This is a genomic window from Streptomyces sp. NPDC003284 (assembly GCF_053589675.1).
Window position 1 is genome coordinate 16,828 of record NZ_JBSFSI010000022.1, and the last position, 16,492, is coordinate 33,319.

The window sequence follows — 16,492 nt, forward strand, 5'->3', positions numbered from 1 at the left end:
CCCCTGGTCGGCCGGGGCGGGCCCGGTCATGGTCGTGAAGGCGCGGTGCCCCGTCAAGAGCCCGCGCACACGCTCCCACCTGTACGAATGCGACACTGTCCGGCGGAGAACGGGATCCGGGCGGACACGGAGGCGGGCGACATGGACGAGGCGAGGGCGCGGGAGGTGCTGGTCGCGGCCGGGGTGCTGCCGGTCCCGGCGGCGCGCGGGGCGCGGCTGCTGGCGCTGGGCGAGAACGCGGTGTTCGCCGCCGGTGACCTGGTGGTCAAGGTGGGCCGCGACGCCGAACTGTTCGACCGGGCCGGCCGCGAGCTGGCGGTGGCCGAGTGGCTGGCCGGGGCCGGGGTGCCCGCGGTCCGGGCGGCCGACCCGCGGGCGCGGCTCGTCGAGGGTCATCCGGTGACCGTGTGGCACCGGCTCCCGGACCCGGTGCGCCCGGCCGAGCCGGGTGACCTCGCTCCTCTGCTCCGGGCCGTCCACGCCCTGCCCGCCCCGGACTTCCCGCTGCCGCCGCGCGAACTGCTGGGCGGGGTGGAGCGCTGGCTGCGGCTCGCGGGCGACGCGATCGACCCGGCGGACGCGGCGTATCTGCGCGAGCGCCGCGACGATTTCGCCCCGGCCGCCGCCGCGCTCACCCCGCAGCTGCCGCCCGGCCCGATCCACGGCGACGCGCTGCCCCGCAATGTGCACATCGGCCCGGACGGACCGGTCCTGGTCGATCTGGAGACCTTCTCCTTCGACCTGCGCGAGCACGACCTGGTGGTGCTGGCGCTGTCCCGGGACCGCTACGGCCTGCCCGCCGCCGCCTACGACTCCTTCACCTTGGGCTACGGCTGGGACGTACGGGAGTGGGCGGGGTGCCCGGTGCTGCGCGGGGCGCGGGAGACGGCCAGTTGCGCCTGGGTCGCCCAGCACGCGCCGGGCAACCCCAAGGCGCTGGCCGAGTTCGAACGGCGGGTGGCGTCGCTGCGGGACGGGGACGAGACGGTGCGCTGGTACCCCTTCTGAGCCGCCCCGGCGCGCCCCGCCCCTCCCGGGGCCTGTCGCCCGGGGGGCGTCAGACGGTCTCGCCCGCGGGCTGCCGCAGCGGCCAGGTCCCGTCGACCACCGCCGCCGCGTCGCCCTTGCGGCGCAGGAAGCTCTGGAAGTCCGCCGCCCAGGCCGCGTACCACTCGATCTGGCGGCGGTGCAGCTCCGCCGGGCCGAGGGCCGCGACCTTCGGGTGGCGGCCGGCTATCGCTCCGGCCAGCCGGGCCGCCGCGAGCGCGTCCGCCGAGGCGTCGTGCGCGGAGCCGAGGACCACGCCGTACTCCGTGCAGACGGCCTGGAGGGTGCGCTTGCCGCGGCGGTAGCGGTCGACCGAGCGGTCGATGGTGTACGGGTCGACGACCGGGCCCGGCTCGGCCCCGCCCAGGCGGTCGCCGAGCGACGGCAGCCCGTGGCGCCGCAGTTCGGCGGCGAGCAGGGTCAGGTCGAAGGCCGCGTTGTACGCCACGACGGGCACGCCCGCCCTCCAGTAGCCGGTCAGTGCCTCCGCCACCGCGTCGGCGACCCGGTCGGCCGGGGCGCCCTCGGCGGCGGCCCGCTCATTGCTGATGCCGTGCACGGCGACCGCGTCCTCGGGGATCGGGACCCCCGGGTCGGCCAGCCACTGCCGGTGGCCGAGCGGCTCTCCTCCTCTGACCTCGATCACGGCCGCCGTGACGATGCGCGCCTCGTGCGGATCCGTCCCGGTCGTCTCCAGGTCGAAGCCGATCAGCAGCTCCTGGTGCCAGCCCATGGCGGCCCCCCTTCTCGGTGGTGCTTCCCCCAGTGGTCCCCACCTTCGCACGGGCCACTGACAACGCGAGGAGCGCGTTCCGCTGATCGGCGGGATGATTCAGGACACTGGGCGCGAATCGGTCCACATCAGCTCGAACTCCTCGCGGTAGGTGGAGAAGAGGCCGCCTTCGCCCACGTCGCCCACCTCGTCCGGCTTGACCGTCCTGGTCCCGTGCCTGTTCCCGTTGCGCAGCACGAACACCGGCGCCTCCATGCCCCGGCTGCGCCGCAGGTGCGACTGGACGACCGCGACGCCGTCGGAGCCGTCGCCGTCCACCAGGTAGGCCGTCAGGCGCGGTGTCTCGTCGTAGACCTGGATCTCGAAGGCGTCCGGGTCGCGCAGCCGGGAGCGCACCCGGCGCATGTGCAGGATGCTCATCTCCACCGACCGGCTCAGCTCGCCGCGCTTGAGGCCCAGTTCCCGCTCGCGCCGCTTGACCGCGCTGGAGGCCGGGTTCAGGAACAGCAGCCGCACCCGGCAGCCGGACTCGGACAGCCGCACCAGGCGGCGGCCGGAGAAGTTCTGCACCAGCAGGTTCAGGCCGATGCCCATGGCGTCCAGGCGGCGGGCGCCGCCGAAGATGTCCTCGGCCGGGAACTGCCGCAGCAGCCGCACCCGGTCCGGGTGCACGGCGACCACGTCCGCGTACCGGTCGCCGACCAGGTCCTCCACGGCGTCCACCGGCAGCCGCCGGGCGGAGGGCACGTCGCCGCCGGTGCCGAGGATCTCCAGCAGCCGGGCGGAGGCGCGCTCGGCCTGGCTGAGCACGGCCTTGGACAGGGCGCGGTTGCGCGAGACGACGTTGCGGGTGACCTCCAGCTCGTCCAGGGCCAGTTCGACGTCCCGGCGCTCGTCGAGGTACGGCTCGAAGCAGGGCCAGTGCTGCACCATCAGCTCGCGCAGCTGGGGCAGGGTGAGGAAGCTGATGACATGGTCGTCGGCCGGGTCGAGCAGATAGCCCTTGCGGCGGCTGACCTCCCGGACCGCGACGGCGCGCTGCACCCACTCCTGTCCGGCGGGTCCGGCGGCGGCGACCACCCAGTCGTCGCCGTGGACGGGCTCGTAGACGGGCCGCAGCACGGCCGAGACGACCGAGCGCAGCCGCTGTTCGACGAGGTTCAGCCAGATGTAGGCCCGGCCGGCCCGCTGGGCGCGGGTGCGCACCTCGCGCCAGGCGTCCGCGTCCCATTCCAGCTCCGGGCCGATGGCACCCGCGTCCATCGGCCGGGCCAGGGACACCGCGCCGGGCGGGACGTCTGCGGAGTTCCCCTCGTGACCCTCGTCACCAGGGGGAAGCTCCAGGCCTCCCGAGCCCACCCGTGCACCGCCTTCCGCTCCCCCGAGCATCCCCGTCCCAACGATCAAGGAAGGGTACTCCGGGAGCGGTACCGGGTGCAGCCGGATGGACAGCTCCTTTCCCAACTTCCCCCGGTCACTCACGTGTTCCGGCCGCGACGGGCGGCGCGGTGAGCGGAATCACGGGGTTGACGGGAGCGGCGGACCCGGCGCCGGGGTTTTCGAACAGCTTCGGACAGAACGCGGCCGGACGACGCACCCGTGGCGAAGTCATAGGTGGCGGCCGCACTTTCGGGGACACTCGGGCCAGGGGCGCCACCCGGGGCGCCGCACACCACAGAGGGTCGTGTCCATGCAGGTCTGGCCTGGAGAGGCGTATCCGCTCGGCGCCACGTACGACGGCGCCGGCACCAATTTCGCGGTCTTCACGGAGGCCGCGGACCGAGTGGAGCTGTGTCTGCTGCACGACGACGGCTCGGAGACGGCGGTGGAGCTGCGGGAGAGCGACGCGTTCGTCCGGCACGCGTACCTGCCGGGCGTGATGCCCGGCCAGCGGTACGGGTTCCGGGCGCACGGTCCGTACGCGCCGGAGCGCGGGCTGCGCTGCAACTCGGCGAAGCTGCTGCTGGACCCGTACGCGCGCGCGATCAGCGGCTCGGTCCGGTGGGGCGAGGAGGTCTACGGCTACCACTTCGGCGACCCCGGCCGCCGCAACGACCTGGACTCCGCCCCGCACACCATGACGTCGGTGGTGGTGAACCCGTACTTCGACTGGGGCGACGACCGTCCGCCGCGCCGCGGCTACCACGAGACGGTGATCTACGAGGCGCACGTCAAGGGCCTCACCATGCGCCACCCGGGGCTGCCCGAGGAGCTGCGCGGCACCTACGCGGCGCTGGCCCACCCGGCGGTCATCGAACACCTGACGGAGCTGGGGGTGACGGCCCTGGAGCTGATGCCCGTACACCAGTTCGTCAACGACCACCGTCTGGTGGACATGGGCCTGAACAACTACTGGGGCTACAACACCATCGGCTTCTTCGCCCCGCACAACGCCTACACCTCCTGGGGCGACCGCGGGCAGCAGGTCCTGGAGTTCAAGTCGGCGGTCAGGGCGCTGCACGAGGCCGGGATCGAGGTCATCCTCGACGTGGTCTACAACCACACCGCCGAGGGCAACCACCTCGGCCCGACCCTGTCCTTCAAGGGCCTCGACAACCCCCGCTACTACCGCCTGGCGGACGACCCGCGCCACTACACGGACACCACCGGCACCGGGAACTCCCTGCTGATGCGGTCCCCGCACGTCCTCCAGCTGATCATGGACTCGCTGCGCTACTGGGTCACCGAGATGCATGTGGACGGCTTCCGCTTCGACCTGGCGGCCACCCTGGCACGGCAGTTCCACGAGGTGGACCGGCTGTCGTCGTTCTTCGACCTGGTGCAGCAGGACCCGGTGGTCTCCCAGGTGAAGCTGATCGCCGAGCCCTGGGACGTGGGCGAGGGCGGCTACCAGGTGGGCAACTTCCCGCCGCTGTGGACCGAGTGGAACGGCAAGTACCGCGACACCGTACGGGATCTGTGGCGCGGTGAGCCGCGGGCGCTGGCGGAGTTCGCCTCCCGGCTGACCGGCTCCTCCGACCTCTACCAGGACGACGGGCGCCGCCCGCTGGCCTCGATCAACTTCGTCACCTGCCACGACGGCTTCCCCCTGCACGACCTGGTGGCGTACAACGACAAGCACAACGCGGCCAACGGCGAGGACAACCGGGACGGCGAGAGCCACAACCGGTCCTGGAACTGCGGGACCGAGGGCCCCACTGACGACCCGGAGGTGCGGGAGCTGCGGGCCCGGCAGATGCGCAACTTCCTCTCCACGCTGATGCTGTCCCAGGGCGTGCCGATGATCAGCCACGGCGACGAGTTCGCCCGCACCCAGCGGGGCAACAACAACGCCTACTGCCAGGACAACGAACTGGCCTGGGTGCGCTGGCCGGAACCGGGCGAGCCGGACGGCGAGCTGCTGGAGTTCGTCCGGGCGATGGCCCGGCTGCGCAAGGAGCACCCGGTCTTCCGGCGGCGCCGCTTCTTCCACGGGCGGCCGGTGGAGGGCACCCACGACGAACTCTCGGACATCGCCTGGTTCACCCCGGAGGGCAAGGAGATGACCCAGCAGGACTGGGACTCCGCGCCGGCCTCCGCGCTGACCGTGTTCCTCAACGGCAACGCGATCTCCGAGCCGGGCCAGCGCGGCGAGCGGATCACCGACGACTCGTTCCTGCTGATGTTCAACGCGGCGGCCCGGCCCCTGGACTTCGTCGTGCCGGTCGACCACGGACGACAGTGGCGGGTGGTCGTGGACACCGCCCGCTCCGTCCCGGTCCCGCCCGGCACCGGCCGCGCCGCGCAGGCGGGCGACCGGCTCACCCTCACGGACCGGAGCCTGGTCGTCCTGCAACGCCCGGCGTAGTCCCCCGGGCGCGGTCGTCGGCGCCCACGCGCGCGGGGAGGGTGTCCGGCGAGGCGGGCGCGCGGGGCACCGGCCGCGCCGCCAGCGCGAGCACCGCGGCGAGCGCGGCCGCCGTGCTCGCCACGGCGAAGGCCGCGGCGGGCCCGTGGGCACCGGCCAGCCGGCCGCACACGGCGACGGCGACGGCCTGCCCGGCGACGATCGCGCTCGTCGCGTACGCCATCGCCTCGGCGAGCCGGGCGGGCGGCACCGCGCGCTCGGTCAGCGCGAACACCGTGATCAGATGCGGGGCGTAGGCCACCCCGAGCACGGTCACCACGGTGTACAGCGCGGCCAGGCCGTGGGTGGCCAGGAGCGGCAGGGACAGCGCGAACGCCGCCGCCGTGGCCGTCCGCCATCTGGCCCGCAGTCCGAAGCGGGCGGGCAGCGCCGCCATGGACAGCCCGGCGACCGCGCTCATCACCCCCATGGCGGCGTACACCAGTCCGGCCTGGTCCTCGTGGCCCAGCCGCCCGGTGAGCGCGGTGATGCCCGCCTGGCAGGCGCCGAACATCGCCCCCTGGAGGGCCAGTGCCGCCCGCAGCGCGTGCACGGCGCGCGGCATGCGCGGACGACGGCCGGTGTCCTCGCCGCGGTCGGCACGCGCGCGTGCGGCTGCCGTCCGCCCGGCACGCGCGCGCGGGACGGGCCACCGCAGGGCACGCGTGCGCGTGCGGGTGGGGGCCCGGTGGCCGGTGGCGGCCGGGCGGGTCGCCGCGGCCGTCGGGTGCAGGGCGAAGCCGGTGCCGCACACCGCCACCAGCACCGCCGCCGCGCCCAGGGCGTACGCCGGGTGCGCGAGGACCGAGGCGACGCCGACCAGGGCCGGGCCGAGGACGAAGGAGATCTCGTCGAGCGTGCTCTCGAAGGAGAGCGCCGCGCCCACCGTCTCCTCGGACGCCCCGGCCCCGCGGGCGAGGGCGACGAGGCGGGCGCGGGCCAGCGGGCCGATCAGCGGTACGGTCGCCCCCGCGCCCGCGCCCAGCAGCGCGAGCGCGGGCGCGCCGAGCCCGGCGAGCGCCCCGGCGACCAGCGCGGCGATCGCCACCGCGTTGGCCCAGGCGAACAGCAGCACGACGGTGCGCTGTCCGTGCCGGTCGGCGAGCCGTCCCACGAGGGGCCCGCAGGAGACCTGCCCGAGGGCGAGCGCTCCTCCGGTCAATCCGGCGGCGGCCAGCGAGTCACTCGTCCGGGCGACCAGCAGCACACTGCCGAACTGGATGGTGGCCGTGGGCAGCCGCCCGGGGAACGACACCGCAGGAAGCAGCGGGCCGGTCAGGCCGATCACGTCACGGTAGGTCTCCCGGGCGCCGCGCCGCCGCGCTGTGGTCATCGTCCGAAGCTAGCCATTCACACCGCGCACGTGGACGGACCGATGACACGAAACCGGGCCAGGCGGGTACGTAGCATCGCATGACACCCGAGCACCCCGTACCCGCCGTGCCCACGGCCACCTACCGGCTCCAGCTCCAGCCCGCGTTCCCGTTCGAGGCCGCCGCGGCGGCCGTGCCGTACCTGGCGTCGCTCGGCGTCTCGCACCTGCACCTCTCCCCCGTCCTGGAGGCCGTACCGGGCTCGCCGCACGGGTACGACGTGGTGGACCACTCGCGGGTGCGCGGCGAACTCGGCGGCGAGGAGGGGCTGCGCGCGCTGGCGCGCACCGCGCGGGAGCACGGTCTCGGCCTGATCGTGGACATCGTGCCGAACCACATGGCGATGGTCCCGCGCCACAACCCCGCCCTGTGGGACGTGCTGCGCGAGGGACCCGCGTCCGCGTACGCCCGCTGGTTCGACATCGACTGGGAGGCCGGGGGCGGCAAGGTGCTGCTGCCGGTGCTCGGCGGCCCGGTCGGCGCGGAGGCCGGACATCTGAAGGCGGACGGCGACGTGCTGCGCTACTACGACCACGCCTTCCCGCTGCGGGCGGGCACCGCGCACCTGCCGCTGCCGGAGCTGCTGGACGCGCAGTGGTACCGGCCGGTGTGGTGGCGGCTGGCCCGTACGGAGCTGAACTACCGGCGTTTCTTCAGCATCTCGGAGCTGATCGGGGTGCGGGTGGAGGACCCGGAGGTGTTCGCCGCGACCCACGGCAAGATCCTCCAGCTGCTGCGCGAGGGCGTGGTCGACGGGCTGCGGATCGACCACCCCGACGGCCTCGCCGACCCCGACGGCTACCTCGCCCGGCTGCACCGGGCGAGCGGCGGCCGCTGGACGGTGGTGGAGAAGATCCTCTCCGCCGGTGAGCACCTGCCGCCCTCCTGGCCGGTCGCGGGCACCACCGGGTACGACGCCCTGCGGCACGTGGACGGGCTGTTCACCGATCCGGCCGGCGCGGACGAACTGCTGGACCACTACCGGAGCTTCGCCGCCCCGCGGACCGACCGCGGCGGCGACTGGGCGGCCACGGTCCGGCGGGCCGCGTACCAGGTGATCGGCCATGAGCTGGCCGCCGAGAGCGCGCGGCTGACCCGGACGGCGGACCGGGTGTGCTCGTCCGCGCCCGATCCGGCGCTGCGCGACCGCGCGCCGTGGGCGCTGCGCACCGCGCTCCGGGAGCTGCTGGTCCGCCTGGAGGTGTACCGGCCCTACGCCTCCGTGGACGCGGCCTCCGTGGTCACCGAGGAGGCCGCCGGACGGGCCCGGCTCGCCTTCGCCGTGCCCGAGGAGGCCGATGCCGTGGACGTGGTGCGCGACCTGGTGCTCGGCCGGGCGGGCGAGGGGGCGGGAGCGGCGGAGCTGCGGACCCGGTTCGCGCAGGCCGCCTCCGCGCTGCGCGCGAAGTCCGTGGAGGACACCGCGTACTACCGGTACGTGCCGCTGCTGTCGGCCAACGAGGTCGGCGGGGACCCGGGGCGCCCGGCCGTGCCGCCCGGGGACTTCCACGCGTACTGCGCGCGCGTGCAGCGCGACTGGCCGGGGACCGGGACGGTGGTCACCACCCACGACACCAAGCGCAGCGCGGACGTGCGGGCGGCCCTGTCGGTGCTGACCCAGTGCCCGGGGCGCTGGGCGGAGCTGCTGGCCGAGGTGACGGGCGAGGACGCGCTCGTGCCCGACGCTCAACTGGCTTGGGCGGCCTGGCAGACGGTGTTCGGCCTGGGGCCCGCCGACCCGGAGCGGGTGCGGGGCGCGCTGCTGAAGCATGTGCGCGAGGCGGGGCTGCACACGAGCTGGACGGAGCGCGAGGCGGCGTACGAGGAGGCGGTGGAGCGGTTCGTCGCCGAGGGGCCGTGCGGGGCGCCGGGCGCGCGGGTGAGCGCCTTCCGCGACGAGCTGGCGGCGCACATCCGGGCCAATGTGCTGGGCACGGCCCTGGTGCACCTGACGATGCCGGGCGTGCCCGATCTCTACCAGGGCACGGAGGCCGAGTACCGGGCGCTGGTCGACCCGGACAACCGGCGGCCCGTGGACCTGCCGCCCGCCGACGCGGGGGTCAAGGGCGCGCTGACGGCGGCGGCGCTGCGGCTGCGGGCGCGCCGGCCCGGGGTGTTCGGCGCCTCGGGGACGTACGAGCCGCTGCGCGCCGAGGGCCCGGCGGCGGAGCACTGCGCGGCCTTCACGCGCTCCGGTGAGGTGGTCACGGCCGTGACCCGGCTGTCGCTGCGCCTGGCGGAGGCGGGCGGCTGGCGCGGCACCCGGCTGCCGCTGCCGCCGGGCCGCTGGGCGGACGCCCTGGCTCCGGGGCGGCACTTCGAGGGGCACGCGCGCGTGGAGGAGCTGTTCGCGGCGCTGCCGGTGGCACTGCTGGAACGGGTCGGCGGACCGGTCGGCGAGGACTGAGCGCGGGGCGCCGGAAGGGGGCGCCCGGTCCGCCGTCGAGCACGCCCTTGACAGGCGTCACCGGCCGTGGGGTACTGCGGAATGCGAAACCGGACGGACGCGTACGGGGGTGAGTCCTCTGCCGGAGACGCGCTACCCCAGTGTGCCCGAACTGGTGGCCGGTGCCCGAGCGCTGGCCGCGCACCGGCCCGGCCTGTGCGCCCTCGACCGGGTCGGTCTCTCCCGGGCGGGCAGACCGCTGCACCTGCTGTCCGTGGGGCACGCCCGCCGGGCCGTGCTGGTGGTCGCGGGCGCGCACGCCAACGAGCCGGCGGGCGGTTCGACACTCCTGGCGCTGGCCCGGCGGGTGCGCGACGAGCGGGAGCTGCGGGCGGACACCTCCTGGCACTTCCTGCTCTGCGCCGACCCGGACGGGGCGAGCCTGCACGTGACCCCGGCGCCGCGCACGCTGCTCGACTACCACCTGGGCTTCTTCCGGCCGGCCGGGGCCGAGCAGCCGGAGTGGTCGCCGTCCGTGCTGCCGCCCGACCGGCTGCCGCCCGAGACCCGGGCGCTGACCGGGGTGATCGACGCGCTGCGCCCCTATCTCCAGGTGACGCTGCACGGCACCGAGCTGGGCGGCAGCTGGGTGCAGCTCACCCGCGACGTACCCGGCCTGGCGGAACCTTTCTGCAAGTCGGCGGCGGAGCTGCGCATCCCCATCGAGACGGGGGCCTGCGACGCGGCGGGCTGGCCCGTCTCCGGGCCCGGGGTGCGGGTGATGCCGGCGCCCGGCGCGGCCCTGGCCTACCCGAGCATGCCCGACGACGCCCGGCACAGCACCTGGTACCACGCGCACCGCCACGGCGGTCTGACGGCGGTCGTGGAGATCCCGATGTGGGCGAGCGACCTGGTCGACGACCCCGCACCGCACCCCGCGCCCGAGGCGGAGCTGCGGCGGCTGGCCGCCCGGCTGCTGCGGGACGCGCGGGCGGTGGAGGCGGTGCTCGCCGACGCGCTGCCCCGGCTGCGGGGCGCCGACGGGCCGCTGCTGCGCGCGGCCCGCTGGGGTCTCGGCGTGGTGCCGGGGCTGGCGGCGGACTGGACGGACGGCCCGCCCGCCGACACGAGCAGGGCGTACGTCGGCAGTGTGGACGCCTTCGGCCGGCGGCTGCCGCTGCGGGCCGCCGCGATGCTGCTGCGGGTGCTGCGCGCGGCCGACGACCGGGCGGCACCGGCGCTCGCCCGTCTCGTGGCGACCTGGAGCGTGGCCTTCGCGGACCGGTTCCGGGCCCGCTGGGTGCCGCTGGAGCACCAGGTGGAGCACCAGTCCCGCACGGTGCTGGAGACGGCCCGGCACGCCCGTGACGTGGCGGGCTGACGGGGGCGGACGGGCACTCGCGCCGCCATCGGTACGGGCCGCCCGCGCCGCCACCGGGACGGGCATCCTGCCCCGCCGCCGGTACGGGAGACCCGTGCCGCCGCCCCGCCGTCCCGCCGCGCGCCGCTCACGCGTCCAGCGCGAACACGTCCCCCGTCCGGGCGTTCATCTCGCACCCGTTGGCGAAGGTCTCCGTGTAGTCGACCGCGCGGCCCTGCCACTCGCCGCGCGCCCGCACGGTCACCGGCGCGTAGATCATCGAACAGAACGCGTCCTTGCGGGGGATGCCCCGGATGTCGCCGCGCGCCGAGCGCAGCTCCGCGCACGCCTCGGCCGCGTGGGCGTGGCCGTGCGGTGGGTCGCACAGCAGCAGGGTGCCGCGCGTGTCGCCGCCGCCGGAACGGGTGTCGCCGTGGGTCACGGTGACGTAGAGCCAGTCGCCCCGGTCGTGGTGCCGGGCCCACCCGGCCGCCTGGGCCGGGACCGCCGTGCCCGCGAGGAGGACCGCCGCGGCGGGCACTGCCCGGCGCAGCCACCGGGTCGTCGCCTTGCTGATGAAGTGGGTCATGGCGGGTGTATCGGCACCCGGGTGCGCCGCCCCCAGCCCGGCTCACCCGAACGGGAGCGCCCCCGCCCGGCACGCGGGCCGCGTCAGTGCGCCGACAGCCGGTAGGACACCTGCCCGAAGCCGACCTGGTCGCCCTCGCGGACGACGGCCGCGCCGGTCACCCGCCGCCCGTTGACGGTGGTCCCGTTGGTCGAGCCGAGGTCGCGCAGGACCCACAGGCCGCTCTGGTGGCGCAGCTCGGCGTGGGTGCGCGAGACCGTCTCGTGGTTGAGCCGCAGCCCGCTCGCCGGGTCGCGCCCGATGCGCAGCGGATGTCCGCTGTCCGCGTGCGGCAGCAGCAGCTTGGGCAGCCGCTCGGACTGCCAGGCCCGGCGCAGCCGCACGGTGAAGCCGGAGACGGCCCCGACGGCGCCGAACAGCGCGCGCGAGAGCCGCCCCTCGGTGGACAGGTCCGAGGTGAGCACGGCGAGTTCGTCCGGTCGGCGGGCGGCCAGCGCCCGTTCCATGCGGTGCGCGAACGTGTCGTACGACAGCCGTCCGGCCGCGACGCCGTCGCGCAGCACCTCCAGCGCCCGGTCACGCTCCGCGTCGGACACCCGCGCGGGGTGGGTGGGGAACTCGAAGGACGACGTCACGCTGGTGATTGTCGGACAACCGGCCCGGGGTGTCCAGAAAACGGGAACGGCGCCGCGGTGTGCCGAGTTGACGACATCTCCCGCGAAAGGGTGGAACCGAAAGCGGATTGATCGTCTTTGCAGGACCATGGGGACGCCAACACGGTGAAGCAGACGAAGGGGAACCGTCCGTGCATTTCGAGGTGTGGGCACCGCAGGCCGGCCGGGTGACGCTCCGGTGCGACGGCGCCACGCGCGCGCTGGAGCCCGATCCGGAGCGTCCTGGCTGGTGGAGCGGCGAGGCCGAGGCGCGGGACGGCTCGCGCTACGGCTTCGCCCTGGACGACGGCCCGGTGCTGCCCGATCCGCGCTCGCGGCGGCAGCCGGACGGACCGGACGGCCTGAGCGCCGTCGTCGACCAGGGCCGCCACACCTGGCGCAGCGACGGCTGGGCCGGACGCCCGCTGCCCGGGGCCGTGCTCTACGAGCTGCACCTCGGCACGTACACGCCCGAGGGCACCTTCGACGCCGCCGCGGGCCGCCTGGAGCACCTGGTGGAACTGGGCGTCACGCACGTGGAGTTGATGCCGGTCTGCCCGTTCCCCGGGCGGCACGGCTGGGGGTACGACGGGGTGTCGCTGTGGGCGGTGCACGAGCCGTACGGCGGCCCCGAGGGGCTGAAGCGCTTCGTCGACCGGGCGCACGAGCTGGGCCTCGGCGTGGTCCTGGACGTGGTGCACAACCACCTGGGACCGTCCGGCAACCACCTGCCGAAGTTCGGGCCGTACTTCACCGACACCCACCACACGCCCTGGGGCTCGGCCGTCAACCTGGACGCACCCGGCTCCGACGAGGTGCGCGACTACCTCCTGGGCAGCGCCCTGGCCTGGCTGCGCGACTACCGGCTGGACGGGCTGCGCCTGGACGCGGTGCACGCGCTCGTGGACACCCGCGCCCGGCACTTCCTGGAGGAGCTGTCCGCGGCCGTGGACGCGCTCGCGGCGGACCTGGGCCGGCCGCTGTTCCTCATCGGCGAGTCGGACCTGAACGACCCGCGGCTGATCACCCCGCGCGCGGAGCACGGCCTCGGGCTGCACGCCCAGTGGAGCGACGACTTCCACCACGCGGTGCACACCGCCGTCACCGGCGAGTCGCAGGCGTACTACGCCGACTTCGCGCGGGCCCCGCTCGCCGCGCTCGCCAAGACGCTCACCGGCGGCTACTTCCACGACGGGACGTACTCCAGCTTCCGGGGCCGCCACCACGGCCGCCCGCTGGACCGCACCCGCACCGCCGGGCACCGGCTGCTCGGCTACAGCCAGACCCACGACCAGATCGGCAACCGGGCCCGGGGCGACCGGCTGTCGGGGCTGCTGGCGGACGCCCCCGGACTGCTGGCGTGCGCGGCGACGCTGACGCTGACCGCGCCGTTCACGCCGATGCTCTTCATGGGCGAGGAGTGGGCGGCGGGCACACCGTGGCAGTACTTCACCGACCACACCGACCCGGAGCTGGCCGAGGCGGTGCGCCAGGGGCGGCGGCGGGAGTTCGGGGCGCACGGCTGGGCGGCGCAGGACGTGCCCGACCCGCAGGACCCGGCGACCCGGGACCGCTCCTGCCTCGACTGGTCGGAGCCCGGACGCGCGCCGCACGCGCGCGTGCTGGACTGGTACCGGCGGCTGATCGCGCTGCGCCGCGCTCTGCCCGACCTGACCGATCCGGACCTCGCCGCCACCCGGGTCGCCCACGACGAGGAGGCCGGCTGGCTGGCGTTGCGGCGCGGGGACGTACGGGTGGCCGTCAACCTGGGCAGTACGACGGCGGCGATCCCGCTGGGCACCCGCCCGGCCCGGGTGCTCGCCGCCTGGGAGCCGGTCGAGGCGCCCGACGGGACGGGACTGCTGCGGCTGCCCGGCCGCTCCTGCGTGGTGCTGGCGCAGAGCTGAGCACGGACCGCCCCACGCGGCTACGGCCGCCCGCCCCCGCCGTCCGCCGGATCCCCGCCGCCGTCCTGCTTGCCGTCCCGCCCGTCGTCCCGCTCGCCTTCCCGTTCGTAGTCCTGCTCGTCGTCCTGCTCGCCGTCCTCGCGGAACTCGGTGACCCGCTCCAGCAGGATCGCCTCCCAGGAGTGGCGCAGCTGGACGCGCAGCAGCGGCAGCGGGCTCTCGTCGCGGCCCGCCAGGCGGTCGGCGAGGCGGATCAGCGTGTCGCAGCGGGCCAGCCACAGGCCGCGCAGACAAGGGCGGGCGCCGTAGCCCGCGAGGGTGGCCGCGCGCACGGCGGCCGGTGACCCCACGGCCAGCGCGAGCCCGGCGATGTCCTCGGCCGGGTCGCCGACCACCGCGTCGGTCCAGTCCAGGACACCGCGGACCCGGCCGTCCGGGGAGAGCACCAGGTGCTCGCCCTTGAGGTCGTGGTGGACGAGGACGGCGGCATGGGACTGGGCGGCCAGCTGGGCCGCGGCGGGCGCGGCGAGCTGGGCCATCCGCGCGGGTTCGAACTCGTCGGCCGCGCCGAGGGCCTCGGCGGCGTGCACGGCCATCCGGCGCAGCGCCTCCAGGGAGCGGGGCGCGGTGCGCGGGACGCCGAGCGTCCCGGCCTGCCGCACGGGCACCGCGCGCAGCCCGGCCAGCAGCCCGGCCAGGTCGTCCTCGCCGAGCGCGGAGACGTCCAGCTCGTCGGCCGTGCCGCCGGTGATCCGGGTGTCCAGGGTGTACGCCAGTCCGGGCGCCCACTCGCCGTGCGCGGCGCTCGCGGGGACGGCCACCGGCAGGTGCGGGCGGGCCAGGTCGCGCAGGCGCAGTTCGCGGCGCAGCCGCGCCGAGGCGTCGCGGTCGGGGGCCAGCCGCAGCACATGGCGGGTGCCGACCCACCAGGTGGAGTGCTCGCCGCCCGTGGTGACCGGCCGTACCTCGGGCACCCCGGCGGGGGCGTAGCCGTCGCGCGGGGCGTCGGGGAGCAGGGTGCGGACCAGTCTGCGGACGCTGTCCGCCGTGGGTGTCGGTGCCTGGGTCATCGTCGCGCCGTGTCGTCGGGTCGGATGGGGTCGGCCGGCGGATCAGTCCACCAGGACCAGCTCCCGGGTGGTGTCGTTGAGGCGGCGGCCGCCGTCCTCGGTGACCGTCACGATGTCCTCGATCCGGACCCCGAAGCGGCCGGGCAGATAGATGCCGGGCTCCACGGAGAAGCACATGCCGGGCACGAGGGGCTGCTCCTCCCCCTCGATCATGTACGGCGGCTCGTGGGTGGTGACGCCGATGCCGTGGCCGGTGCGGTGGATGAAGTACTCGCCGTAGCCCGCGTCGGCGATGACCGCGCGGGCGGCCCGGTCCACGTCCTGGCAGGCCGCGCCCGGCCGTACGGCGGCGAAGCCCGCCTCCTGGGCCTCGCGCACGACGTCGTGCACCCGGCGCTCCTCGTCGGTGGGCTCGCCCACGTGCACGGTGCGGGTGGTGTCGGAGCCGTAGCCGTCCTTGAGACCGCCGAAGTCGAGGACGACCATGTCGCCGTGTTCGATGACCCGGTCCCCCACCTCGTGGTGCGGGTCGGCGCCGTTGGGCCCGGAGCCGACGATGGTGAAGTCGACCTGGGAGTGGCCGAAGCGCCGCAGCAGACCGGCGAGGTCGGCGCCGACCTCGCGCTCGCGGCGCCCGGCGAAGCGTACGTGCCGGATCTCCTCGAACGTGCGGTCGGCGGCGGCGCCCGCGGCGGCGAGCAGGTCGAGCTCGGCCGGGTCCTTCACGGCGCGGAGCATCGGCAGGGCCTCGGTGAGGGCGGCGCAGGAGATGCCGGGCAGGGTCTGCTGGAGGCCGAGCAGGTGCAGGGCCCAGGCGTTGTCGCTGACGCCGAAGCGGCCGCGCTCGTCGAGGAGGGCGGCGGTGAGGGCGTAGGGGTCCTTGCCGTCGGTCCAGTCCCGCAGGGTCAGCGCGGGGGCGCCGGTGGCCTGGGCGGCGTCCGGGGCCTCCAGGGTGGGCACGACGAGGACGGGGTCGCGGCCGGGGACCAGGACCAGCAGGGTGAGCCGTTCGGTGGCGGCGGGCGGCGCGTAGCCGGTGAGCCACACCAGGTCGGGTCCGGGGGCGACGAGCAGTCCGGCCAGCCCCGCGTCCGCCGCGGCGCGCTCGGCGCGCGCCATCCGGGCCCGGTAGTCGTCGGCGGTGAAGGGCGCGGGCGCGGTGCCGGTCATCCGGGCCTCCGTGTGCGGCTGAAGGGGCGGGTGGGACGAACAGTCGAGCGGCGGGCAGGGCCCACGGGCAGCATCCTGCCCGCGCGGAGTGGGCGGCGCGAGCCGGTCGGTCCGCCGTCCGCTCCCTCCTCCATCCTCGCTGCCCGGGTGTCCGCACGACCACCGCTTTCCCGGATTCGATCTCACGGCCGGGCTCGCACGGCCATGAGCGCTGATGCCGTGATCACCGGCAGCCACGAGGACGCCCTGAAGGAGACCCTGAAGGACGACCTGACGGAAGACCGTCCAGAAGACCGGCCAGAAGGCCTGCCGGGACGGCCTGACGCGACGATCTGGACGGCGGCCGTCGATCCGACG

Annotated in this window: 12 protein-coding genes; 5 read left to right on the plus strand and 7 right to left on the minus strand. The window is 75.4% G+C overall.

What is annotated here, in order from left to right; all coding sequences use genetic code 11:
• The first annotated feature begins 141 nt into the window (after positions 1-141).
• Positions 142-1,008, plus strand: a complete 867-nt coding sequence (locus ACWDYF_RS31645) for a phosphotransferase enzyme family protein (RefSeq protein ID WP_389473864.1) — start codon at positions 142-144, stop codon at positions 1,006-1,008.
• Positions 1,009-1,057: 49 nt separating this feature from the next.
• Here ACWDYF_RS31645 and ACWDYF_RS31650 read toward each other — a convergent pair whose 3' ends face one another.
• Both ACWDYF_RS31650 and ACWDYF_RS31655 read right to left on the minus strand, forming a co-directional pair.
• The gene (locus ACWDYF_RS31650) at positions 1,058-1,780 is read right to left on the minus strand and encodes a 3'-5' exonuclease (protein WP_018564375.1); all 723 of its coding nucleotides are present in this window, start codon (positions 1,778-1,780) and stop codon (positions 1,058-1,060) included.
• Positions 1,781-1,879: 99 nt separating this feature from the next.
• A complete protein-coding gene (locus tag ACWDYF_RS31655; protein ID WP_389473867.1) occupies positions 1,880-3,169 on the minus strand; it encodes an SAV2148 family HEPN domain-containing protein in 1,290 nt (429 codons plus the stop codon).
• Positions 3,170-3,470: 301 nt separating this feature from the next.
• Here ACWDYF_RS31655 and glgX point away from each other — a divergent pair, with 301 nt between their 5' ends.
• Complete coding sequence (gene glgX / locus ACWDYF_RS31660) at positions 3,471-5,588, plus strand: glycogen debranching protein GlgX (RefSeq protein WP_018564377.1); 2,118 nt, start codon at positions 3,471-3,473, stop codon at positions 5,586-5,588.
• Here glgX and ACWDYF_RS31665 read toward each other — a convergent pair.
• On the minus strand, positions 5,548-6,960 hold the full coding sequence (locus ACWDYF_RS31665) for an MFS transporter (protein ID WP_389473869.1): 1,413 nt from the start codon (positions 6,958-6,960) through the stop codon (positions 5,548-5,550). The two genes, glgX and ACWDYF_RS31665, sit on opposite strands and share 41 nt — an antisense overlap.
• 80 nt (positions 6,961-7,040) lie before the next feature.
• On the opposite strand from ACWDYF_RS31665, the gene treY reads away from it, so the two are divergent.
• Together treY and ACWDYF_RS31675 are read left to right on the plus strand one after the other, a co-directional pair.
• Positions 7,041-9,407, plus strand: a complete 2,367-nt coding sequence (gene treY / locus ACWDYF_RS31670) for a malto-oligosyltrehalose synthase (protein WP_389473871.1) — start codon at positions 7,041-7,043, stop codon at positions 9,405-9,407.
• A 109-nt stretch (positions 9,408-9,516) separates the two neighbouring features.
• On the plus strand, positions 9,517-10,767 hold the full coding sequence (locus tag ACWDYF_RS31675) for a M14 family zinc carboxypeptidase (protein WP_381739817.1): 1,251 nt from the start codon (positions 9,517-9,519) through the stop codon (positions 10,765-10,767).
• A gap of 127 nt (positions 10,768-10,894) precedes the next feature.
• On the opposite strand, the gene ACWDYF_RS31680 is transcribed toward ACWDYF_RS31675, so the two are convergent.
• Both ACWDYF_RS31680 and ACWDYF_RS31685 read right to left on the minus strand, forming a co-directional pair.
• Positions 10,895-11,335 (minus strand): SSI family serine proteinase inhibitor, encoded by a 441-nt coding sequence (locus tag ACWDYF_RS31680; protein ID WP_389473873.1) that lies wholly within the window; start codon positions 11,333-11,335, stop codon positions 10,895-10,897.
• An 83-nt stretch (positions 11,336-11,418) separates the two neighbouring features.
• Positions 11,419-11,970, minus strand: a complete 552-nt coding sequence (locus ACWDYF_RS31685) for a DUF1707 and FHA domain-containing protein (RefSeq protein ID WP_018564382.1) — start codon at positions 11,968-11,970, stop codon at positions 11,419-11,421.
• Between the two features lie 170 nt (positions 11,971-12,140).
• Here ACWDYF_RS31685 and treZ point away from each other — a divergent pair, with 170 nt between their 5' ends.
• Complete coding sequence (treZ, locus tag ACWDYF_RS31690) at positions 12,141-13,895, plus strand: malto-oligosyltrehalose trehalohydrolase (protein ID WP_389473876.1); 1,755 nt, start codon at positions 12,141-12,143, stop codon at positions 13,893-13,895.
• Between the two features lie 20 nt (positions 13,896-13,915).
• On the opposite strand, the gene ACWDYF_RS31695 is transcribed toward treZ, so the two are convergent.
• Positions 13,916-14,965 carry a phosphotransferase family protein gene (locus tag ACWDYF_RS31695; RefSeq protein ID WP_389473878.1) on the minus strand — a complete coding sequence of 350 codons (1,050 nt, stop codon included), beginning with the start codon at positions 14,963-14,965 and terminating at the stop codon, positions 13,916-13,918.
• A gap of 42 nt (positions 14,966-15,007) precedes the next feature.
• Positions 15,008-16,135 (minus strand): aminopeptidase P family protein, encoded by a 1,128-nt coding sequence (locus tag ACWDYF_RS31700; protein ID WP_389473880.1) that lies wholly within the window; start codon positions 16,133-16,135, stop codon positions 15,008-15,010.
• Between the last annotated feature and the right edge of the window lie 357 nt (positions 16,136-16,492).